The organism is Streptomyces sp. NPDC012508 (genome assembly GCF_042902595.1).
Taxonomy (GTDB): Bacteria; Actinomycetota; Actinomycetes; order Streptomycetales; family Streptomycetaceae; genus Streptomyces.
Window position 1 is genome coordinate 45,351 of record NZ_JBIBEO010000010.1, and the last position, 21,790, is coordinate 67,140.

The following is a 21,790-nucleotide window of genomic DNA, read 5'->3' on the forward strand; positions in this document are numbered from 1 at the left end:
AAGATTCTCAGTGCTGTGAGATGCCGGAGGGGATGCCGGCCGGAGCCGTACGAGGGGATGGAACATGGCTGCATCGAAGCCGGCGAGCCGCGACGCGGTGGCGAAGGTGATGGAGGACTGGGCGCGCGAACGTCCGGAGCTGGACACGAGCCCCCTCGACGTTCTCGCCCGGCTGCACCGCACCTTCCTCCGCTACAACACCCGGATCACCGCGTCGATCGAGCGGCACGGCCTGTCCGTGGCCGGGTTCGACGTGCTGACCGCGCTGCGGCGCTCGGGTGAGCCGTACCGGCTGACGGCGGGGCAGCTCGCCGACTCCGGCCTCGTCTCCTCGGCGGGCGTGACCCTGCGGATCGACCGGCTCGAGAAGGACGGACTGATCGTGCGCGAACGGGACGCGGACGACCGGAGGGTCGTCTACTCCCGCCTCACCGACCACGGCCTCGCCACCGTGGACACGGTGTTCGCCGAGCACCTCGACAACGAACGCCGGATGCTCGACGCGATGTCGCCCGCCGAGCGCCGGCAACTCGCCCGCCTCCTCCGGAAGCTGGAGACCTCGATCCTCGACTCGGACGAGCCGGAGGAAGCCCCGGTGTGACGGGAGCGGAAGCGGGCGAACCGGACCCCCGCCGCACGGTCCAAGATCATCGGGGAGCAGAATGACCCGTATGTCGATAACGAACATTCCGCAGACGGCAACGCTCGACGACGCGCCGATGATCGGTCGCGCGTTGACCCGCGCCTTCGACGACGACCCGATGATGCGTTGGTTCTTCCCCGACGACACCTCGCGCGAGGCGGCCCTCGGCCGCTACTTCACGACCCTGTTCACCCGGCAGTACGTCCACCACGCGGTGTGCGAGCGCACCGCGGCGGCGGCCGCCTTCTGGGTGCCGCCGGAGGCGCAGGCCAAGGCCGTTCCCGACGCGGAGACGATCCAGGAGCTCCAGAACATCCTCGGTGACCGGGCGCCCGTGTTCGGCGCCGCCGTGGAGGCCGCCGCGCAGCACACGCCTCAGGAGCCGCACTGGTACCTGGCGCTGATCGGCGCCGACCCGGCCGCCCAGGGCCAGGGGCACGGGGCCGCGCTCCTGCGCTCGGGCCTGGCCAAGGCGGACGCGGCGGGGCAGGCCGCCTACCTGGAGTCCTCCAAGCCGGACAACCTGCCCTTCTACGAGCACTTCGGCTTCCGTGTGCGCGAGGAGCTGAGCCTCCCGGGCGGCGGCCCGGTGCTGTGGGCGATGTGGCGCGAGCCGCGCCACCCGGCCGCCTAGCGGATTCCGGTCACTGCCGTACGGCGCTCGCGGGGCTCCACCCCGGGAGCGTCGGCAGGACCGTCTCGGCGACACGGAGCAGGACCGCGTCGTCCGGCTCCGCGCCGTCCTGACGCCAGAGGGTCACCTCGTAGGAGCCGCCGCTGTCCTCGGCGTCCTGGGCCACGGTGACGGTGCGGGCCGGGACGCCGGGACCGGTCTCGGCGTCGCTTCCGTCCAGGCGGAAACGGATGCTGATGGTCCGGTCCGAGTAGAGGACCGCCGGGCGTCCCAGGACCGTTCGCTCCTCGGCGCTGTGTCCGCCGAACGGGGTGTGACCGGCCACCGGACGGCCGTCGTAGGTGGCCGCCAGCGTCACGGTGTAGGTCGCGAACTCGACCTCGGACGTGGGCGTGGCGATGTCCCTGGCGGCTCCGGCGAGCCTGAGGGAGCCGTCGCTGCCGTTGGCGGACGTCGCCATCTCCTCCGGGGTGCCCAGGAGTCGGGCGAGATCGGGGCGGTTCAACGCCTCGCAGAGCTGGTCGCCGGAGAGCCGCCCGCGCGCCTCGGCGGTCTCCCCCGGCGCCTCCGCGGACTCCCCGTCCGAGCACGTGGCGGGCCGTGGCGGGCCGCCGCCGGTGTCCGCCGTCTCCCCCAGGGCCCACGCGCCGAGCCCCAGTGCCGGTACGAGCAACAGACCGGCTACGACCTGCCCCCACATGCCCGCGCCTCTCGGCAGCGCGTCGATGTCCTCCGCCATGTCCCCCACCCGAGCGAAACGCCCGACAGGTGCCGGGGCCGGGGCACACTAACCCGTGATCATCGGGCGGACAAGGGAATTCCTCTCAGCTCCGCGGCGGCCAGGGGCCCGTGAGCAGCCGCTCGGCCTCCGCGACGATCTCGCGCGCCGCCTGTGCGCGTTTCCCGTCCTTGCGCGTCTCCCAGCCGTAGTACGCGTCGACGAGGTCGACCAGCACCCTGAGCCCTTGAGGCCGGTCCAGCGCGTGCCAGCCCTCGTACGTGATCACGTCACCACCGGCCCCGGGTTCCATGCTGCCGTTCACGATCAGCCGGAGCCACCAGCGGACGAGCTCCCAGCGGGCCGCTTCCCAGGGAACGCTGGTGTCGTCGGCGGGCAGGGTCCCGGTCGGCCCGAGTTCGGCGAGGACCCGGTCGAAGAGCGCGGGCGCGTCGTCCCGTTCGGAGCGCGTGAGGCCGGCGAGCAGCGGGAGCGACTCCGTCCCGACGTCGAGCACGAGGGCCGAGAGCGCCGCCTCGATCAGCCGCTCCGGGCGGACCTTCCGGCCGATCAGCCGCTCCAGCGCGAGCATCCGGAAGTACTCGACGGCCTCGTGCGCGTCGACGGCGTACGGGGAGTGCGGCGTGGGTGCGGTGACGTCGGTGCCCGGTCCCCCGTCGACGAAGTACGACCAGAAGTCGACGGTCGCCTCCGCGCCGGGGCTGCCGGCCCGTCCCGTGAACTCGTGCCGGATGTAGTCGGCGAGGTCGTTGCCGTAGAAGATGATGTCGGTCTGGTGGACGGACAGGACGGGGTGACCCCACTCGCCCGCCGTGCCCGGCAGGTACCGGTGGCCGTAGACGGGGACCAGCTGCGGGACGTCGGCCAGCTCGGTCCGTGCGACGCTCAGCGCCTCGGACCGGGACGCCGGCCTCGTGCCCCAGGACGGGTGCCAGAAGCCGGCGTGCTCGACGTCGAAGAGGACCCCCTCGGCCGGGAAGGAGAGCCGGCCGGCAAGGTCGGCCGGGTCGCCGTCACGCCAGTCGGGCCAGCTCGGCGAGCCGAGCGGGAGCCCGGCGGCGAGAAAGACGCGGTGGTCGGCGGCGAAGGTGAAGCCGAACCGGGCCTCGATCCCGTCGAGTTCCCGCTCGCTGAGGCCCGGTGCGACGACCGCTCCGGTCAGGCCCATGAGGCCTCTGGCGGCTTCCGGCGTGAGCTGCGGGGACGAGGGCATGATCATTCCCGCGAGTCTAGTGAGCGGCCCCGCCCGTCCGTGCGCCTGGGCCCGGGCGGCCCTTCGGGGTATCCGGTCACGGGGCGCCGCGCGGCGTGGGCGGGCCGTCAGGAGGTTCGGGATATCAGTGGTCGCAGGCGACGGTCGGCGGTGACCGTCCCGCTGCGAAAGGCGGAAGACCCGTGAGTGTGAAGCCCGTTCCCGAGGACTATCCGAGCCTCACGCCGTACCTCTGTGTCGACGGAGCCGCGGCGGCCATCGACTTCTACGTCTCCGTGCTCGGGGCGAACGAGCGGATGAGGATGCCGGCCCCCGGCGGCAGGATCGGCCACGCCGAGCTGGCGCTGGGCAACTCGATGATCATGCTCGCGGACGAGTTTCCGGACATCGGCTTCCGCTCGCCCACGTCGGTGGGCGGCACGCCCGTCACCCTGCACGTCTACGTGGAGGACGTGGACGCGGTCTTCGCCGACGCCCTCTCTCGCGGGGCCACGGAGGTGTCGCCGGTCAAGGACGAGTTCTACGGCGACCGGACCGGGCAGTTCAAAGACCCCTTCGGCCACCGCTGGAGCGTCGCCACGCACGTGGAGGACGTCGCCCCGGAGGAGATGAAGAAGCGGGCCGACGACGCCATGCGCTCCATGGACTCCGCGCCCGACGGCGGCCGACCCACCGAGGGCTAGAGTGCGGGTGTGCCGTCGTACAGCATTGGGCAGGCAGCGGAGCTGCTCGGAGTGAGCTCGGAGACCGTCCGCCGGTGGGCCGACAGCGGTCGGCTGCGCATGGACCGTGACGGGTCGGGAAACCGGGTCATCGACGGTGCCGGCCTCGCGGCCTTCGCCAAGGAACGGGGCGCCGGCCTGTACGCGGTGCCGGAGGACGATCCGCCGACCTCCGTGCGCAATTCGTTCGTCGGGATCGTGACCGCCGTCCGCTTCGACGACGTCGCCGCGCAGGTGGAGATCCAGTCCGGTCCGCACCGGCTCGTGTCGCTGGTGACGAGGGAGTCCGTCGAGGAACTCGACCTCTCCGTCGGCGTCACGGTGACCGCGCGGGTGAAGTCGACGAACGTCCATATCGACCTGCGCTGACGACCGGCCGGCCGGCCTCGGCCGCGGAGCAGCGCGGTCCGCAGGTCGAGTCTGTGGTCGAGGCGGGACAGGTCACGTCCCGTCAGGGTCTCGATGCGTGCGATGCGGTAGTGGACCGTGTTCACATGGAGATGGAGCGCTTTGGCCGTCCTCGCCCAGGACCCGTCGTGGGCGAGGAACACCTCCAGTGTCTCGAGCAGCACGGCGTTCGAGGACCCGCCGCCCGGCAGGAGCGGGCCCAGTGATTCCGGCTGGCCGTCGATCCGGGTACCGGAGAGATGAGGATCCTGCGGAGCGTCCACGCCGCCGACGCGGGCAAGGTCATGAACCCGATGCAGTGCCGCGGACAGGTGGAGGGCGGAGTCGCCCAGGCCCTCGGCGCGACGCTCTTCGACTGCGTCACGAACGGACCGCAGCACCACCGGTTCGAGGGCCCGCTCCTGCGCGAGGTGGTCAGCGGCGCCCGCCCCGCCCTACGGAACCGACTGAGCGGGCCGGCCTTCATCCTTTCCTCCAGACCGCCTCGCATTCGCCATGGACAGTCCTACGGACTTGTTGCAGATGCCAGGACAATCGCTCTACGGTGTCGCTTATGCAGTCCTACACCATCGGGCAGGCCGCCCGTCTGCTCGGCGTCAGCCCGGACACCGCCCGCCGCTGGGCGGACGCCGGCCGGGTCTCGACCCACCGCGACGAGAGCGGCCGCCGGCTCATCGACGGCCGGGATCTGGCCGCCTTCTCCGTGGAGATCGCCCAGGGCGGCACCGGCGAGGAAGACGCGTCCTACACCTCGGCGCGCAACGCCTTCCCCGGCATCGTCACCGCGATCAAGCTCGGCGACATCGCGGCGCAGGTGGAGATCCAGGCGGGCCCGCACCGGCTCGTCTCCCTCCTCACCCGTGAGGCCGTGGACGAGCTGGGACTGGAAGTCGGCATGCAGGCCACCGCCCGCGTGAAGTCGACCAGCGTGCACATCGACCGCACCTGACCCCTCACGCATTTCCCGAGCGGCGGCGTCCGTCACCGGCGCGGCTCGTCACCATCCGCGACGGACGGCATCCTGCCGACCCATGCCCAAGGAGTTCCACCGCATGTCCCTGTCCCGCACCTTCTCCGGGCGCCGTGTCGCCGCCGCCGTCGTGACGGCCGCGCTGCTCGTTCCTCTCGCCGCCTGCGGCAACGAGGACACCAGGAAGTCCACCGGGGGTTCGACCTCGGGGTCCACGTCCGCGTCGGGCGCCCCGAAGGCCGACCTCACGGTGCTGGCCGCCGCGTCCCTGACCGACGTGTTCAAGACGGCCGGCGCCGCGTACGAGAAGGCGCATCCCGGCACGAAGATCACGTTCTCCTTCGCGGGCTCGCAGGAGCTGGTGGCCCAGGTCGCGCAGGGGTCGCCCGCCGACGCCCTGGTCACCGCCGACACCAAGAGCATGGCCCAGGTGAAGGCGGACACCGGCACCCCGACCGTGATCGCCAGGAACCGGCTCGTCATCGCCACCGGCGAGGGCAACCCGCACAAGGTCGACGAGCTGAAGGACCTCGCGGACACCAAGCTCAAGGTCGTGCTCGCCGCACCCGAGGTGCCGGCCGGCAAGTACAGCAAGCAGGTCCTCGACGCCCAGAAGATCACGGTGAAGCCGGTCTCCCAGGAGCCGAACGTCCGCGCCGTCCTGAGCAAGGTCGAACTCGGCGAGGCCGACGCCGGACTCGTCTACCGGACGGACGCCGCGGCGGCCCCCGACAAGGTCGACGCGGTCGAGATCCCCGACGCCCAGAACGCGATCGCCGCGTACCCGGCGGCCACCCTCAAGGAGTCCAGGAACGCCGAGGCCGCCGCCGCGTTCGTCGCCTGGCTGTCGACTCCGGAGGCCCAGAAGATCCTCCAGGACGCCGGCTTCCAGAAGCCGTAGCAGGAGCGATCCCCGAGGGGCTGCCCGTTCCGGGGGGACGGACAGCCCCTCCCCCATTCCCCACCGACCCGCAGGGACCACCGATGAAGACAACCGGCCGTCGCGCCCGGGGCGCTCGCGCGCCCCTCGCCCTGGCGATTCCCGCGCTGCTGGCCGTGGCCTTCCTCGTACTGCCGCTGATCGGCATCCTCGCCCGGACGCAGTGGGGCCAGCTGACCGACCACCTCGGCTCACCCGGGACGACGCAGGCGCTGCGTCTCTCCCTCGTGGTGTCGTTCTGGTCGCTCGGCCTGTCCCTGGTGCTCGGCGTCCCGCTGGCCTGGCTGCTGGCCCGGGTGTCGTTCCCGGGCAAGGCGCTCGTCCGCTCCCTCGTCCTGCTGCCGATGGTGCTTCCGCCCACCGTCGGCGGCGTGGCGCTGCTCCTCGCGTTCGGCCGCCGCGGGCTGCTCGGCCCCTGGCTGGAGTCCACCTTCGGCATCACGTTCCCCTTCCACACCTCGGGCGCGGTCCTCGCGGCGACCTTCGTCGCCATGCCGTTCCTCGTCATCAGCCTGGAAGGCGCGCTGGGCGGGCTGCGGCTGCGGTACGAGGAGACGGCGGCCTCTCTCGGTGCCTCGCCGGTACGGGTCTTCCTCACCGTCACCCTGCCGATGGTGGCGCCCGGACTGATCGCCGGCGCGGCCCTGACGTGGGCACGGGCGCTCGGCGAATTCGGGGCCACCATCACCTTCGCCGGGAACCTGCCCGGCACCACGCAGACCCTGCCGCTCCAGGTGTATCTGCTGCTCCAGGACGAGCCGGAGGCCGCGACCTCCGTCTCCCTGCTGCTGCTCGTCATCGCCATGGCCGTACTGATCGCGCTGCGCGGGCGCTGGACCGGCACCCCGTCGGGTCGCGGACGCGAGGAGCAGCCCCCGCGGCCGGTGGACGGGGCCCTGCCCGGCGCGTCCCCCTCGGACCGTGCCCTCCCGGACGGCCCCTTCGCCTCCGCCGGCGCCGAGTCGTCCGTTCCCCGGGAGGACTGGGCGCTGCACGCCGAGGTCACCGGCTTCACCCGGCTCACCCTGGACGCGGAGCCCGGCACGACCATCGCCGTCGTGGGCCCCAACGGCGCCGGGAAGACGACACTCCTGCGGGCCCTCCTCGGCCTCACCCCACGCGCCCACGCCGACCTTCGCCTGGGTGACGTCGACGTCACCGGCCTTCCGCCACACCGTCGGCACGTCGCCTGGGTCCCCCAGGACGGCGCCCTCTTCCCCCACCTGTCGGCGCTCGCCAACACCGCGTACGGACTGCGCGCCCAGGGCGTGCGCCGGGCGGAGGCACGGCGCACCGCGCAGCAGTGGCTGGACCGCCTCGGCGTCGGGCACCTCGCCCACCGCCGCCCCGCCCAGCTGTCCGGCGGCCAGGCCCAGCGCGTGGCACTCGCCCGGGCGCTCGCCGCCCGCCCCCGGCTCCTGGTGCTCGACGAGCCGCTCGCCGCCCTCGACCAGACCACGCGGGCCCATGTCCGCCACACGCTGCGCTCACATCTCCAGGGCTTCGGCGGCGTCTGTCTGATCGTCACCCACGATCCCGTCGAGGCCGTCTCCCTCGCCGACCGGGTCCTCGTCCTCGACGAGGGCCGCGCCCTCCAGGAGGCCTCCCCCGCCGAGGTCAGCCGCCACCCGCGCTCCCCCTGGGTCGCCCGGATGCTCGGCCGCAACGCCTGGCCCGGCACCGCCACGGCCGAGGGCCTCGCACTCACCGCCGGGGGCACCCTGGTCGTCGCCGACCCGCTCCCGACCGGTACGGAGGCGCTCGCCGTCATCGCGCCCGAGGCGGTCGCCGTCCACCGCGAACGGCCCGGTGGCAGCCCCCGTAACGTCTGGCCCGGCACCGTACGGGAGATCACGGCGAGCGGCAGCCGGCTGCGCGTGCTGATCACCTCCGACGAGGCGCCCGACCTCGTCGCCGAGATCACCCCGCAGGCCGCGGCCGAACTCGGCCTCGCCGACGGAACGCCCGTCTGGACCAGCGTCAAGGCCACCGAGGCGACCGCCGTGGCGCTCTGACGCCCCGGGAGGGGGCGCACATGCGCGCACAGAGGGGCGCACTAGGGGCGCGCAGCGGCCGTCAGTACACGTCGCGGACGTATCGCTTGTCTGCGGCGAGCTGCTTGACGTACAGCACCGCCCCTTCCTCGTCGAGGCCGCCGTGGGCGACGGCGATGTCGCGCAGCGCCCGGTCGACGTCCTCGGCCATCCGCGCGGCGTCGCCGCAGACGTAGAAGTGCGCGCCGTCCTGGAGCCAGGACCAGAGCTGGTGACCGTGCTCGCGCATCCGGTCCTGGACGTAGACCTTGGCGCGCTGGTCGCGTGAGAAGGCGGTGTCGAGCCGGGTGAGGGTGCCCTCGGCGAGGAAGGCGGTCAGCTCGTCCTCGTAGAGGAAGTCCGTGGCGCGGTGCTGCTCCCCGAAGAACAGCCAGTTCGAGCCCTGGTGGCCGCGGGCCCGGCGTTCTTCGAGGAAGCCGACGAAGGGAGCCACCCCGGTCCCCGGGCCGACCATCACCATCGGTGTGCCGGGGTCGGCCGGAGGCCGGAAGTGGGGTGAGCGCCGGACGGAGACGGGCACGGGTGCGCCGGGCGCCGCATCGGCGAGGTACGGCGAGCAGACCCCCTTGCGGGGGCGGCCGTGGAGGTTCTCGTACCGGACGACGGAGACCGTCAGCGACACCTCGTGGGGGACGGTGAGCGGGCTGGAGGATATGGAGTACAGGCGCGGCTGGAGGCGCTTGAGGACGCTCGCCCACTCCTGCGCGGTGGCGCGGACCGGGTACTCGGCGATGACGTCGACCGCCTGGCGGCCCCAGGACCAGCGCGCCAGTTCGCCCTTGTTGTCGGGGCGCAGCAGCTTCCTCAGGTCGCGGTCGCCGGTGCGTTCGTGGACGAAGGCGAGGAGGGCGGGGGTGAGGCGGGTGATGTCCAGGTGCCGGTGCAGGGCGTCGGCGAGCCCGACCGCGCCGATGCCGGCGACCTCGACCGTGGCGGCGGGGTCGACTCCGGTGACCGCCAGCCATTCGGTCACGAGGTCGGGGCAGTTGACGGGGTGGACGCCGAGGGCGTCGCCGGCCTCGTAGCGGAGCGGGGTCTCGCTGTCGCGGGTGTCGAAGGTGAACCGGCGGACCTCCTTGCCCGCCCCCGGCAGGCTGAGCAGACGGTTGCCCGTCAGCCGAGCGGTGGCCGGGGTCTGCTTGGCCGTACGGACCGGTGAGGCAGCCCGAGAAGGGGCGGCGCCCGGTGCGGGAGGGGTGGGCGCGGAAACGGCGGGCGCGGCCTCGGCCGTCGGCTCCCCGGAGAGCCGGTCGAGGACCTGCGCCAGCCAGGCGTCGGCGGAGTGCTCGTAGTCCGGCTCGCAGTCCGTGCGCGGTGCCAGACGTACGCCACCCAGCTCGTCCAGGCGCCGGTCCAGGCGGCGTCCGTGGCCGCAGAAGTCGTCGTACGAGGAGTCCCCGAGGGCGAGCACGGCATACCGCCTGCCCTCCAGGATCGGGGGATCGGCGGCCGTGAGCGCGTCCCAGAATCCGGAGCCGTTGTCCGGGGCGTCGCCGTCGCCGAACGTGCTGGTGATGAGCAGCAGATCGGCGGCGGGCGGCAGGGACCGCGGATCCATGCCGTCCATGCCGAGGAGCACGGAGCGGTGGCCCTCGGCGGAGAGCCGCTCGGCGGCGGACGCGGCGAACTCCTCGGCGTTGCCCGTCTGGGAGGCCCAGAGCACGACGACCTCACGGCCGGAGGCGGTAGGGGTGCCGGTCGTGTTCTCCGCACCGGTCCGGGGCGCTCGGGAGTACAGGCCCGCGAGCGCGCCGTTCACCCAGCGCGCGTGCTCGTCGCTGAACGGGGCGCCGGGCGGCAGGACGGGAACACCTGGCGCGCCGGACGCCAGCCCGGCGAGGAAGCCGACCAGGTACTGGCGTTCGTGCTCGGCGAGCGTGGGCGGGGGTGTGCTCTCCAGCCCGAAGACGGCCGGGGCGCCGGGCAGAACGTCGGAGGGCACGAGCGCGGACGGCTCCGCGATCACGGCCGGCACGAGCACGGACGGCTCTTCCGGGTGTGCGGCGACCTTCGCCAGTGTCACCGCGCACATCTTGAACTCGGGCTGGAAGGAGATCGGGTCCACGGCGTCGTTGGTCACCGCGTTGATGCTCAGATACTCGCCGAACAGGTCGTTCCAGTGGAACGGCGCGAAGCAGCAGCCCGGCCGTACCCGGTCGGTGACGACCGCGGGCAGCACGGCCCGGCCGCGCCGGGAGGCGACCTCCACCGAGTCGCCTTCGCCGATGCCGAGGCGTTCCGCGTCGTCCGGGTGGATCTCGACGAACGGCCCCGGGGCGAGCCGGTTGAGTGCGGGGACCTTGCCGGTCTTGGTGAGGGTGTGCCACTGGTGCTGGAGCCGTCCGGTGTTCAGGACGAACGGATAGTCGTCGTCGGGCATTTCGGCCGCCGGGACGTGGGGGCGGGCGAAGAACACCGCCCGTCCGGTCGCCGTCGGGAACACCGGGCCGCCGTCGTCCCCGAGATAGCGGATCGGGTTGCGGTCCGGGCCGTCGGCGGTCGGGGCGGGCCACTGCACGGGCGTGGCGCGCAGCCGCTCGTAGGTCACGCCCCGCAGGTCGTATCCGGTCTTCGGGTTCGCGGCGCGCTTGATCTCCTCGAAGACCTCCTCGGCGCTGTCGTACGAGAACGCCTCCTCGTACCCCATCGCGCGGGCGATCCGCGCGATGATCCGCCAGTCGGCCAGCGCCTCCCCGGGCGGATCCACGGCGGCGCGGGCGAGGGTGAGGGTGCGTTCGCTGTTGATCAGTACGCCCTCGGTCTCGGTCCACAGGGCGCCGGGCAGTACGACGTCGGCGTAGGCGTTGGTCTCGGTGTCGGCGAACACGTCCTGGGTGATGACGAGTTCGGCCGCCTCCAGCCCCTCCATCACGGTGCTGCGGTGGGCGACCGAGGCGACGGGGTTGGTGCAGATGATCCAGCAGGCCTTGATCTCGCCGTCGGCCATGCGCCGGAACAGGTCGACCGTTCCCGTGCCGGATCCGTCCTCGCGTACGGTGCCGGGCTCCAGCCCCCACAGCTCCTCGACGAAGGAGCGGTCCTCGTCGACGAGCACCGAGCGCTGTCCGGGCAGTCCCGGCCCCATGTACCCCATCTCGCGCCCGCCCATGGCGTTGGGCTGGCCGGTGAGGGAGAACGGCCCGCTGCCCGGGCGGCAGATCGCGCCGGTCGCCAGGTGCAGGTTGATCAGTGCGTTGGTGTTCCAGGTGCCGTGGGTGGACTGATTGAGCCCCATGGTCCAGCAGCTCGTCCACTCCCCCGCCGTGCCGATCCACTCCGCCGCCCGCCGGATGTCGGCCTCCGGCAGACCGGTGATCTCGGCGACCTTCGCGGGCGGGTACTCCGCGAGGAAGGCCGGCATCGCCTCCCAGCCCTCGGTGTGCTCCGCGATGAAGCCGGCGTCGGTGTGTCCGTTCTCGTGCAGCAGGTGCAGCAGCCCGTTGAGCAGGGCCAGGTCGGTACCGGGGGTGATAGGGAGGAAGAGGTCGGCCTTGTCGGCGGTGGCGGTGCGCCGCGGGTCGACGACGATCAGCCGGGCGCCCGCCTTCACCCGCTCCATCAGGCGCAGGAACAGGACGGGGTGGCAGTCGGCCATGTTCGAGCCGATGACGAGGAAGACGTCGGCCCGCTCGAAGTCCTCGTACGAACCGGGCGGGCCGTCGGCCCCGAGGGAGAGCTTGTAACCGCTGCCCGCGCTCGCCATGCACAGCCGCGAGTTGGACTCGATCCGGTTCGTGCGTATGTAGCCCTTGGCCAGCTTGTTCGCGAGGTACTGGGCCTCCAGGCTCATCTGCCCGGACACGTACATCGCGAAGGCGCCGGGCCCGTGCTCGTCGATGACGGCCCGCAGCCGCCGGGCCGTGTGCGTGATCACCTCGTCCACCGCGGCCGGTACGGGTTCGGCCCCGCGCTCCGGGCGTACGAGCGCGGTGGTCAGCCGTCCCGGCGCGGCGAGCATGTCGGCCGTGGTCACGCCCTTGGTGCAGAGCCGGCCACGGTTCGCGGGGTGTGCCTTGTCGCCCGAGGCCTTGAGGACGGTGCGGCGGCCGTCGGGGCCGGAGGCGATGTCGAGGAGCATGCCGCAGCCCACGCCGCAGTAGGAGCAGACGGTCCGCACCTGGTCGACGGCGGCAGAGGAGTCCTGTGGGGGCACGGGCTGGGGCCTCTCTGTCGATCGAGCGTGGCCTCGACGGTACGGAACGCCCGTTGCGCCGATGTGACCGCGGGCGATCATGCACGGTAACGCTCGTCACACACCGTCCGGACCGGGGGTGTGAGTCGCGGACCGGCGGACTTGCCCGGTCGTGGTGGGCGCCTGGACTCCGAGACACCACCGAAGGTCGCGTTCGGGAAGCACCGCGGGGCGACGACGAGCGCGTGACGAGGGGGGCGGACGGCGGGGCCGGTCCGCGCCCGGGGAGCCGCGTCGATCGTCGCGGAATATGCCCGCGGTTCTTTCGTGCACGACCCTGTCGCGGGCGGACGGCCGGTGGGAGGGTGGAGGTACGCGGTCCTCGCCGTGGCCCCCGAGGTGGATCGCGCCCGGCCCCGTCCGCGACTGCGCGCGGGCGGGGCGGCCGGGTGCGTGGGTTCCCCGAGGAGCGAGCCCATGGGCGGTGGGCCGCCCTCGCGATCGCGGCCGCCCGCCTGGGCCGGACCTCGCGGTGACCGGCGAGCCGCCCACGACCGCCTCCCGTCGTACGGAGCGACGACACGGGCACGCGGAAGGGCCATCGGTCGAGCGACCGATGGCCCCTGATCACTCCCGTCCGACCCGCGGTCGGTGGGTCGTGGGTCAGCCGCGCTCGGGCAGGTCCTTCTCGGCCGGGAGCATCGAGAAGCCGCGCTCCGTGGGAGACGCGGACTTCGCCGTCGCCGGCTTCTTGCCGCAGAACGCGGCCTCCAGCGTGCCGCCCAGGGCGGTGTTGGCCTCACCCCGGTTCGACGTGTTCGCCATCGCGGCGAGGCTGCGCTTCCCGTCCCGCGTCGCGAAGGCGTAGGTGTAGAAGCCCTGCACGGTCCCCGTGTGGCCGAACACCTGGGTGCCGCAGGACAGGTCGTAGCGGCGCAGGCCGAGACCGTAGAACCGGGTGTTGGTGGCGTCCGTGGGGGTCACGGTCGTCATCGCGTCGAGCATCTGCGGCGACAGCAGCCTGCCCCGCATCAGCGCGGTCATGAAGGTGTTCAGGTCCGCCGGGTTGGAGATGACCGCCCCGGCCGACTGCGCCCAGGACACGGTCTGCTCCGTGGAGTCCACGAGCGCCCCGCCGGCCTCGTCGGGGTGCAGATAGCCGCGCGCGTGCAGCCCGGAGATCAGGGTGTCGGGGTGCACGTACGAGGTGTTCCGCAGCCCCAGCGGCTTGATGATGCGGCGCTCGTACTCCTGGGCGACCGGACCGCCGGCGGCCTTCTCGATGAGCATGCCGACGACCACGAAGTTCGCGTTCGAGTACTTGTACGCCACGCCGGGCTGCGTGGTGCGCGGCTCGCTCAGGGAGAGGTTCACCAGCTCCTGGTAGCTGAAGACCCGCTTCCGTACGGCCTCGAAGCCCGGGACGGTCTGGTTGAACATCTTGTCGGTGTAGTCCGCCAACCCGCTGCGGTGGGTGAGCAGATGACGCACGGTGATCTTGTCGTCGGGCAGCAGCCCGGGCAGGTAGCGGTTGACCGACGCGTCCAGCTCGATCTTGCCCTCGTCCACCAGCTGCAGCAGGACGACGGAGGAGAAGGTCTTGCTGACGCTGCCGATGCGGAAGCGCGCGGCGGCGTCCATGGGCGCGCCCGAGACGCGGTCGCGGACGCCGAGGGCCTCCGTGCGGACGACTCTCGGTCCGGTGAACCGGGCCATGGCGCCCGGTGCACCCTTGGCCATGGCGGCGTTCAGCGCTGCGGCCACGCCCTCCATGTCGGGGGCGGGGCTGGTGGGGCGGGCGGCCGCCGCCGCTGCGGCGGCATCGGAGGTGGCGACGGGAGCGGCCGGGGCGGCGACCGCGCCGGTGGCGGGGACGACGCCGGCCGCGAGTGCGGCGAGCAGGGTGGTGCTGATGGCAAGGCGTCGATGCGACGACAGGGGCACGTTGATTCCTCGACTCGTTCGACACGGCACACGGGCTGAGGTGTGCCGTGAGGTTCCGAAGGGCCCGGCCGCGGCGCACGCCGTCTCCGGGACCCATGGATCATGAGTGCCAACGCGACGGGTTCGGTTCCTGACACGGGCCCACATGATCCGGAGTCCTCCACTCCGTCCGGCCTTGCCGTGCCGTCGCGGATCGTCGGAGTAGGGCCGGCGGGCATCAGCATGATCGCCGACTTCACGACGCCTCGGGTGACGCCTCGGGCCGAGGTGGCGTCGCCCGCCTCCGGCCGGCGATCGTCGCAGTCACCCCGCCGGCCCTGCGGCCGATGGTGCCGGCCGTCGCCTCCCGGCCCGGCCGTGCACCCGTCGTGAGCTGGAGGAGACCTCGTCGCGGGGGCGATGAGCAGGGCGGGTCCCCGGCGGTGACGGCTCGGTACGCGGTGGCTGAACCGCCCACCCGCTGCCACCCTGCAGAAGAGCACGTCCGCAGCGAAGCCTGCCCGGCGAGGGAGTGGTGAATGACCGAGGCGCAACCACGGCGTACGACCGCCGAAGAGTCCGGGGCCCTCACCGACCTCCGGAGAATCGGAATCCACCCCGATTTCTGGTATCCGGTCGCCGTGTCGCGGAAGGTCCCCAAGGGAAAGGCGTTCGCCGCGGTGTTCGCGGGCGAACGGATCGCGCTGTACCGCGGCGCCAGCGGTGAGGTCTTCGCCCTGGAGGACCGGTGCGCACATCGTCAGGTACCGCTGAGCATGGGAGTGGTCGAGGGCGAGACGCTCCGATGCTGCTATCACGCCTGGGCGTACCGCGGGAACGGGCGCATCTCACAGATCCCCTATCTCCCCAAGGGGGTCGACCGGCCACCGCGGGGCGTGCGCGCCTATCCGGTCCGCGAAATGTACGGACTGGTGTTCGTCTTTCCCGGGGACCCGGAGAAGGCGGCGACGACACCGCTTCCGGAATTGCCGGAGTTCCACTCGCCCCGGCACAAGACCATGACGTTCTCGCGCACCGTGCGGTGTCACTACACCTTCATGCACGAGAACCTGCTCGACATGAATCACCAGTTCCTCCACCGGGGTGTGCTGGGCAGGATCAAGCCCAAGCTCCTCGGATATGACACCGGGCCGCGGTTCGTAGAGGCGCGCTATCTCTTCGTTCCCGGCGGCGGCAGGAAAGACCGCGGCGCCGGGCTGCTCTCCGCCGAAGGGATCGGCGGTGCCGACTCCCCCGATGTCGTCACCGTCCGCACCGAATATCCGTACCAGACACTCCAGGCGGTGCCGACGCATGCCGAACTCCCCGCGTTCTCCCTCTGGGTCGCCTATGTGCCGGAGGACGCCGAGCAGCGCACCAATCACGCGTACGGCCTCCTGATGATCGCGAAGCCGTCGATCCCGGGGGCGCTGGACCTCGCCTGGCCGTTCATCCGCCGCTTCACGGAGCGGGTGTTCGCCCAGGACCGGATGGCGGTGGAGGCCGAGCAGCGGGCCTGGGACGAACAGGGCGAGGACCGGAACCACGAGGTGTTCCCGCTGATCCTCGACGTCCGGGACGTGTTGCGTACGAACGGCGTTCCGCTCACGCCGGGCACGACCGCCCGCTAGCCGGCATCCGTGCGACCTGGCCGGGATTCGCATGGCCGCCCCCTGGCCGGACCCGTAGGACCGCGCCCGTCGCCGGGGTCAGAACGCGTTGCGGCGCCGGAGCCTCAGCGGGCGGCCGTCCGGGTCGATCAGAGCGCGGTGCAGCGGGGCGGCGGACAGCCGCTGCGCTACGGGCAGGTCCGGGACGACGTACCGCCGCAGCCGGCCCGCCGGCCGTGGTCCACGGCGGCCCCGCGCGTGCCAGGCGTCCAGTGCGTCGGCCGCCTTCGCGAAGGCGTCGAAGGCGGTCGCGGGGTCGCACAGCGCGTCCGGCCCCGCCGCCGCCCGCTGACGGGCGGTCCCTTCCTCGTCCAGGTGCTCACGCATCAGCTCCAGGCGCAGCTCGCGGGCGAAGACCCGCGCACCGTCCCCGAGCCCGCCGGGGTCCCTCGGCTGCCGTGGGTCCAGGCTCTCGTCGACGACGGCGCAGCTGAGTTCGGAGTCGTGGGTCCATGAGCGGAGGTTGATGTTGTCGGAGCCGACGGAGGCCCAGGCGTCGTCGATCACGCACACCTTGGCGTGTACGTACACGGGGGTCCCCGCGTGGTTCTCCAGGCCGTACACCGCGACCCGGTCGCCGCCCGCGCGACGCAGCTCGTCCAGCGCCTTGATCCGTCCGATCAGGTTCATGGGCAGCGAGAGCCTGCCGTCCTGCTCCGGCACGGAAGGGACGACTCCGATCATCATCAGGCCGGGCCGGCCGGCCAGAGCCTCGGCGAAGCCGGCCACCACCCGCGGGGACCAGAGGTACTGGTCCTCGACGTAGATCAGCGCACGGGCCCGGCGCAGCGCCTTGAGGTACCCCCGGGCGATGCTCCGTTCGCCGTCGGGGGCGAAGGGGTATCCGCGCAGCAGCCGGTTCGGGTACGTACGCAGGAGCTGTACGGCGTGCGTGCCGCACGGTTCCGGATCAGGTGCCTGCGGCGGCAGCCTGTCCGCGGTGGTGTCCTCCCGGTGCGCCAGCTCGCGCAGGCGGGTGAGCGGGCTGCGGCTGAGCGGAGCGGGGTCCTCCCACCGTTCACGGAACACGGCTTCGACGTCGCCGACGACCGGGCCGCGCAGGGCGAGCTGGATGTCGTGCCACGGCGGGTGCGGACCGTAGGCGGAGGCCATGGGCAGGGACTGGCGGTCGCCCCGGTGGGCGGCGTCGTCGTTCCGGTTGTGGCAGAGATCGATGCCGCCGACGTACGCCACATCCAGTTCCGGGCGCCCGGGATGCCGCAGCACCACCAGCTTCTGGTGGTGCGATCCTCCGGGCCGTACGCGCATGTCGAGCAGGCACTCACCGCCCGCCTCCTCGATGTCCTCGCCGAGGTGGCGGTTCTCCTCCTCGCTGAAACGGAGACTGTCCAGGTGGGAGCGCCACAGCAGCCCCTTGACGACGACGCCGCGCCGGGCCGCCCGGCAGAGCACGGTGCCGATCTCGGTGCCCTCCCCCGCGAGCCGCTCGTCGGGATCGCCGCGCCAGTCGGTGAAGAGCAGCAGGTCGCCCGCGCGCATGACGCGGATGGCCGCGAGCAGCTCCCTGAAGTACACGGCACCGTGGACCAGGGGGCGCGCCTGATTCCCCTCGGACCAGGCCTTTCCGTCCGGACGGCGGCGGTCGAGGCGCGTCGCGCTGTTGCCGCGCTCGCCGGGGCCGAGAAGCCACTCCGCGCGCGTCACGTCGTCGGGCTCCACGGTGGTCTCCCGGTCCCTCCGGGGTCTTCGGGAGGGCATCACTCGACCGGCCAGGTGTGCGCCGGAGCGTTCAGGTGCATGTACTCGATGTACTGCTGGGTCATCCGCCGCAGCGCCTGGTGGCGGTCGGCGTGGGCGATGTCCTGGATGTGGTGGAACATCTCGGACTGCCACACCGCGCCGTTACGGCCCGTGACGCAGCGCTGCTCGATGATTCCGAGGAGTGGCTCCCGCCAGGCCGCGTCCATGCCGAGCCGCTCCAGGCCGCGGTCCGCCAGCGGCAGCAGCCGCCGCAGGACCAGCTCGGTCACCGGGACCTCGCCCATGCCGGGCCAGTACAGCTGCGCGTCGATGCCGTGCCGGGCCGCTGCGTGGAAGTTGTCCTCGGCCGCGACGAACGACATCCGCGACCAGACGGGCCGGTCCTCGTCGACGAGGGCGCGGACGAGCCCGTAGTAGAAGGCGCCGTTCGACAGCACGTCGGCCACGGTGGGACCGGCGGGCAGGACCCGGTTCTCCACCCGCAGATGCGGTACGCCGTCGACGACGGCGTAGACGGGGCGGTTCCAGCGGTAGACCGTCCCGTTGTGCAGGGTGAGCTCGGCCAGTCCCGGGATCCCGCCACGGTCGAGCGTCTCCTGCGGGTCCTCGTCGTCGCAGAGCGGCAGCAGCGCCGGGAAGTACCGCGTGTTCTCCTCGAAGAGGTCGAAGACGGAGGTGATCCACCGCTCGCCGAACCAGACCCGGGGCCGTACGCCCTGCACCTTGATCTCGTCCGGCCGGGTGTCGGTGGCCTGCTCGAAGAGCGGGATGCGCGTCTCGCGCCACAGCTCCTTGGAGAACAGGAACGGGGAGTTCGCCGCGAGGGCGACCTGCACGCCGGCGATGGCCTGCGCGGCGTTCCAGTAGTCCGCGAACTCGTCCGGTGAGACCTGGAGGTGGAACTGCGTGCTGGTGCACGCCGCCTCGGGCGTGATCGTCTCCGCGTAGGTGCGCAGTCTCTCCACCCCGTCCACCGCGATCAGCAGGTCTTCGCCGCGCGCGGAGAAGATCTGCTCGTTCAGCAGGTGGTACCGCGGATTCTCGGACAGCGATTCCGGGCCCGCGTCCTTCAGCTCCAGCGTCGGCAGAATGCCGATCATGACGAGATGGGCGCCGATCGCCGCGGCTTTCTCCTCGGCATGATTGAGCGCGTCGCGGATTTCCTGCTCCCAGGAGTCGGGACCGCCCGCGGTGAGCCGCCGCGGCTCCACGTTGATCTCCAGATTGAACCGGCCCAGCTCGGTCGACCAGGAGGGATCCGCGATCGCCTCCAGAACGTCCGTGCTGCGCATGGCGGGCTCGGCGCTGCCGTCCACGAGATTCAGTTCGATTTCCAGACCGACCTGCGGCCGTTCGAAATCGAACCGCGACTCCCGCAGCATCCGCGCGAACACATCGAGGCACGAGTGCATCTTGTTCCGGAACCGGCGACGGTCTTCACGGGTGAACTCCAGCGCCGGGACATCACGTCCCATTCGGCCCTCCCGAGTCTCGGCGGCACGGGCCCCACCTACCTATCAGCGTCCCACTCCCGGGGCGGCCCAACCACCGAAGCCCGCGATCCGCCCCCTGGAGGCCGCTTTTCTCGCGCGCCTTGCAAGGGGGTGCTCTGCGTGTTCCCGTGCGGTGCGGTCTCCCGTGCGCGACCATACGGACGCCACCTGCAGGAAATCACGAGACAGGAAGAAGGACGGACGTGTCCGGCAGCGAAAGCGAAAACCCGGTAATTCCCTCCCCCACCCCTACGCCGGATCGCCCCAGGACGAACCGGGACTGGTGGCCGAATCAGCTCGACCTTCAGGTCCTTCACGCGCACTCGCCCCAGTCCAATCCGATGGACGACGACTTCGACTACGCGAAGGAATTCGCGACCCTCGACGTCGAGGCGCTGAAGCGGGACGTCTTCGACGTGATGACGACGTCGCAGGACTGGTGGCCCGCCGACTACGGCCATTACGGGCCGCTCTTCATCCGGATGAGCTGGCACGCGGCGGGCACGTACCGCATCGAGGACGGCCGGGGCGGTGGCGGCTCCGGCGCCCAGCGATTCGCCCCGCTCAACAGCTGGCCGGACAACGCGAGTCTCGACAAGGCGCGCCGTCTGCTCTGGCCGGTGAAGAAGAAGTACGGCCGGAAGATCTCCTGGGCCGACCTTCTGGTCTTCGCCGGCAACTGCGCCATGGAATCGATGGGGTTCAAGACGTTCGGCTTCGGCTTCGGTCGCGAGGACATCTGGGAACCGGAGGAGATCTTCTGGGGTCCTGAGGACACCTGGCTCGGCGATCAGCGCTACAGCGGCGACCGGGAACTGACCGGTCCTTTCGGCGCCGTGCAGATGGGCCTGATCTACGTCAACCCGGAGGGCCCCAACGGCAATCCGGATCCGATCGCGGCGGCTCGCGACATCCGCGAGACGTTCGGACGCATGGCGATGAACGACGAGGAGACGGCCGCGCTCATCATCGGCGGCCACACGTTCGGCAAGTGCCATGGCGCGGTCGATCCCTCGTACGTCGGTCCGGAGCCGGAGGCCGCTCCGATCGAGCAGCAGGGCATCGGCTGGCGGAACACGTCCGGCACGGGCAAGGGAGCCGACACGCTCACCAGCGGCCTGGAGGGCGCCTGGACCTCGGACCCGACGAGGTGGGACAACGGGTACCTGGACAACCTGTTCGGGTACGAGTGGGAGTTGACGACGAGCCCGGCCGGCGCCCAGCAGTGGAAGCCGAAGGATCCCGCGGCGCAGGGCACGGTGCCCGACGCCCACGACCGGTCGAAGAGCCACGCTCCCATGATGCTGACGACGGACCTCTCGCTGAGGATGGATCCGGTCTACGCGCCGATCGCGAAGCGCTTCCACGAGAACCCCGACCAGCTGGCGGAGGCGTTCGCCAAGGCGTGGTACAAGCTGCTGCACCGTGACATGGGGCCCGTATCGCGCTACCTCGGCCCGTGGATTCCCGAGCCGCAGCTGTGGCAGGACCCCGTGCCCGAGGTCGACCACGAGCTCGTCGGGGACGCGGACATCGCCGACCTCAAGCGCCGGATCCTCGGCACGGGGCTGTCCGTCTCCCAACTGGCGACGGCCGCTTGGGCGGCGGCGGCGAGCTTCCGCGGCACCGACAAGCGCGGCGGGGCGAACGGGGCGCGGCTCCGGCTCGCGCCGCAGAAGGACTGGGAGGTCAACGACCTGCCCGAGGTGACCGAGGTGGTGCGCACCCTCGAGCAGGTCCAGCAGGACTTCAACGGCTCGCAGTCCGGCGGAAAGAAGGTCTCGCTCGCCGACCTGATCGTGCTGGGTGGCTGCGCGGCCGTCGAGCAGGCGGCGAAGAACGCCGGACACGACGTGACGGTCCCGTTCGCGCCGGGGCGCACGGACGCCTCGCAGGAGCAGACGGACGTGGAGTCGTTCGCCCTGCTCGAGCCGAAGGCGGACGGGTTCCGCAACTACCTCCGGGCGGGCGAGAAGCTGTCGCCGGAGACCCTCCTGCTGGACCGCGCCAACATGCTGACGCTGACCGCTCCGGAGATGACGGTGCTGACGGGCGGCATGCGGGCCCTGAACACCGGCTTCCAGGGGTCTGCGCACGGCGTGTTCACCGACAGGCCGGAGGCGTTGACCAACGACTTCTTCGTCAATCTGCTCGACATGGACACGGAGTGGAAGCCGTCGACCTCGACGGAGAACGTGTTCGAGGGCCGGGACCGCGCCACGGGCGACGTCAAGTGGACCGCGACCGCCGTCGACCTCGTCTTCGGTTCGCACTCCCAGCTCCGGGCGATCGCGGAGGTGTACGGCTCCGAGGACGCGGGCGAGAAGTTCGTACGTGACTTCGTGGCGGCGTGGGACAAGGTGATGAACCTCGACCGGTTCGAGCTCGCCTGACTCCGGCGCATCCTGATGTCCCGGTCGGCCGCCAACGGGGCGGACCGGGACATCGCCCTGTGCGCCGGGCCCGGTGAAAAATCCGATCGGATGAAAACATCACGGGCTCTGGGACGCGCACCCCGGCTGCTGGC

General features: G+C 71.8%; 15 protein-coding genes and 2 pseudogenes. 10 read left to right on the top strand and 7 right to left on the bottom strand.

Going from position 1 to position 21,790, the window contains the following annotated elements:
- Nucleotides 1–64 precede the first annotated feature (64 nt).
- On the top strand, nucleotides 65–601 hold the full coding sequence (locus tag ACFY8U_RS30310; RefSeq protein WP_389575453.1) for a MarR family winged helix-turn-helix transcriptional regulator: 537 nt from the start codon (nucleotides 65–67) through the stop codon (nucleotides 599–601).
- A 70-nt stretch (nucleotides 602–671) separates the two neighbouring features.
- A complete protein-coding gene (locus ACFY8U_RS30315; RefSeq protein ID WP_361433765.1) occupies nucleotides 672–1,277 on the top strand; it encodes a GNAT family N-acetyltransferase in 606 nt (201 codons plus the stop codon).
- Between the two features lie 10 nt (nucleotides 1,278–1,287).
- On the opposite strand, the gene ACFY8U_RS30320 is transcribed toward ACFY8U_RS30315, so the two are convergent.
- Together ACFY8U_RS30320 and ACFY8U_RS30325 are read right to left on the bottom strand one after the other, a co-directional pair.
- Nucleotides 1,288–2,016, bottom strand: a complete 729-nt coding sequence (locus ACFY8U_RS30320; protein WP_389575454.1) for a DUF6215 domain-containing protein — start codon at nucleotides 2,014–2,016, stop codon at nucleotides 1,288–1,290.
- Between the two features lie 85 nt (nucleotides 2,017–2,101).
- Nucleotides 2,102–3,235 (bottom strand): hypothetical protein, encoded by a 1,134-nt coding sequence (locus ACFY8U_RS30325; RefSeq protein WP_389575455.1) that lies wholly within the window; start codon nucleotides 3,233–3,235, stop codon nucleotides 2,102–2,104.
- A 176-nt stretch (nucleotides 3,236–3,411) separates the two neighbouring features.
- Between ACFY8U_RS30325 and ACFY8U_RS30330 the strand changes: the two genes are divergently transcribed.
- Complete coding sequence (locus ACFY8U_RS30330) at nucleotides 3,412–3,912, top strand: VOC family protein (protein ID WP_389575456.1); 501 nt, start codon at nucleotides 3,412–3,414, stop codon at nucleotides 3,910–3,912.
- A 9-nt stretch (nucleotides 3,913–3,921) separates the two neighbouring features.
- Nucleotides 3,922–4,320: a molybdopterin-binding protein gene (locus tag ACFY8U_RS30335; protein WP_389575457.1), complete on the top strand. Its 399-nt coding sequence runs from the start codon at nucleotides 3,922–3,924 to the stop codon at nucleotides 4,318–4,320.
- A 41-nt stretch (nucleotides 4,321–4,361) separates the two neighbouring features.
- On the opposite strand, the pseudogene ACFY8U_RS30340 reads toward ACFY8U_RS30335, so the two are convergent.
- Nucleotides 4,362–4,622 (bottom strand): annotated as a pseudogene (locus tag ACFY8U_RS30340) (PucR family transcriptional regulator); the annotation flags it as partial.
- Here ACFY8U_RS30340 and ACFY8U_RS30345 point away from each other — a divergent pair.
- The 4 genes and pseudogenes from ACFY8U_RS30345 to ACFY8U_RS30360 all read left to right on the top strand — a co-directional run.
- Nucleotides 4,566–4,721: pseudogene (locus ACFY8U_RS30345) on the top strand (molybdopterin cofactor-binding domain-containing protein); the annotation flags it as partial. The pseudogenes ACFY8U_RS30340 and ACFY8U_RS30345 sit on opposite strands and share 57 nt — an antisense overlap.
- 191 nt (nucleotides 4,722–4,912) lie before the next feature.
- Nucleotides 4,913–5,308 carry a helix-turn-helix transcriptional regulator gene (locus tag ACFY8U_RS30350; protein ID WP_361598171.1) on the top strand — a complete coding sequence of 132 codons (396 nt, stop codon included), beginning with the start codon at nucleotides 4,913–4,915 and terminating at the stop codon, nucleotides 5,306–5,308.
- A gap of 82 nt (nucleotides 5,309–5,390) precedes the next feature.
- Nucleotides 5,391–6,230, top strand: a complete 840-nt coding sequence (gene modA, locus ACFY8U_RS30355; RefSeq protein WP_389575458.1) for a molybdate ABC transporter substrate-binding protein — start codon at nucleotides 5,391–5,393, stop codon at nucleotides 6,228–6,230.
- Nucleotides 6,231–6,313: 83 nt separating this feature from the next.
- The gene (locus tag ACFY8U_RS30360) at nucleotides 6,314–8,284 is read left to right on the top strand and encodes an ABC transporter permease (protein ID WP_389575459.1); all 1,971 of its coding nucleotides are present in this window, start codon (nucleotides 6,314–6,316) and stop codon (nucleotides 8,282–8,284) included.
- A 61-nt stretch (nucleotides 8,285–8,345) separates the two neighbouring features.
- Here ACFY8U_RS30360 and ACFY8U_RS30365 read toward each other — a convergent pair whose 3' ends face one another.
- Both ACFY8U_RS30365 and ACFY8U_RS30370 read right to left on the bottom strand, forming a co-directional pair.
- Nucleotides 8,346–12,401 (bottom strand): molybdopterin-dependent oxidoreductase, encoded by a 4,056-nt coding sequence (locus ACFY8U_RS30365; RefSeq protein ID WP_389575708.1) that lies wholly within the window; start codon nucleotides 12,399–12,401, stop codon nucleotides 8,346–8,348.
- A 717-nt stretch (nucleotides 12,402–13,118) separates the two neighbouring features.
- Complete coding sequence (locus tag ACFY8U_RS30370; protein ID WP_389575460.1) at nucleotides 13,119–14,399, bottom strand: serine hydrolase domain-containing protein; 1,281 nt, start codon at nucleotides 14,397–14,399, stop codon at nucleotides 13,119–13,121.
- Between the two features lie 518 nt (nucleotides 14,400–14,917).
- Between ACFY8U_RS30370 and ACFY8U_RS30375 the strand changes: the two genes are divergently transcribed.
- The gene (locus ACFY8U_RS30375; RefSeq protein ID WP_389575461.1) at nucleotides 14,918–16,009 is read left to right on the top strand and encodes a Rieske 2Fe-2S domain-containing protein; all 1,092 of its coding nucleotides are present in this window, start codon (nucleotides 14,918–14,920) and stop codon (nucleotides 16,007–16,009) included.
- A 78-nt stretch (nucleotides 16,010–16,087) separates the two neighbouring features.
- Here ACFY8U_RS30375 and ACFY8U_RS30380 read toward each other — a convergent pair whose 3' ends face one another.
- Both ACFY8U_RS30380 and ACFY8U_RS30385 read right to left on the bottom strand, forming a co-directional pair.
- Nucleotides 16,088–17,728: a phospholipase D family protein gene (locus ACFY8U_RS30380; protein ID WP_389575462.1), complete on the bottom strand. Its 1,641-nt coding sequence runs from the start codon at nucleotides 17,726–17,728 to the stop codon at nucleotides 16,088–16,090.
- Between the two features lie 38 nt (nucleotides 17,729–17,766).
- On the bottom strand, nucleotides 17,767–19,245 hold the full coding sequence (locus ACFY8U_RS30385; RefSeq protein WP_389575463.1) for a glutamate--cysteine ligase: 1,479 nt from the start codon (nucleotides 19,243–19,245) through the stop codon (nucleotides 17,767–17,769).
- A gap of 251 nt (nucleotides 19,246–19,496) precedes the next feature.
- On the opposite strand from ACFY8U_RS30385, the gene katG reads away from it, so the two are divergent.
- Nucleotides 19,497–21,656 (top strand): catalase/peroxidase HPI, encoded by a 2,160-nt coding sequence (katG, locus tag ACFY8U_RS30390; protein ID WP_389575709.1) that lies wholly within the window; start codon nucleotides 19,497–19,499, stop codon nucleotides 21,654–21,656.
- Nucleotides 21,657–21,790: the final 134 nt, after the last annotated feature.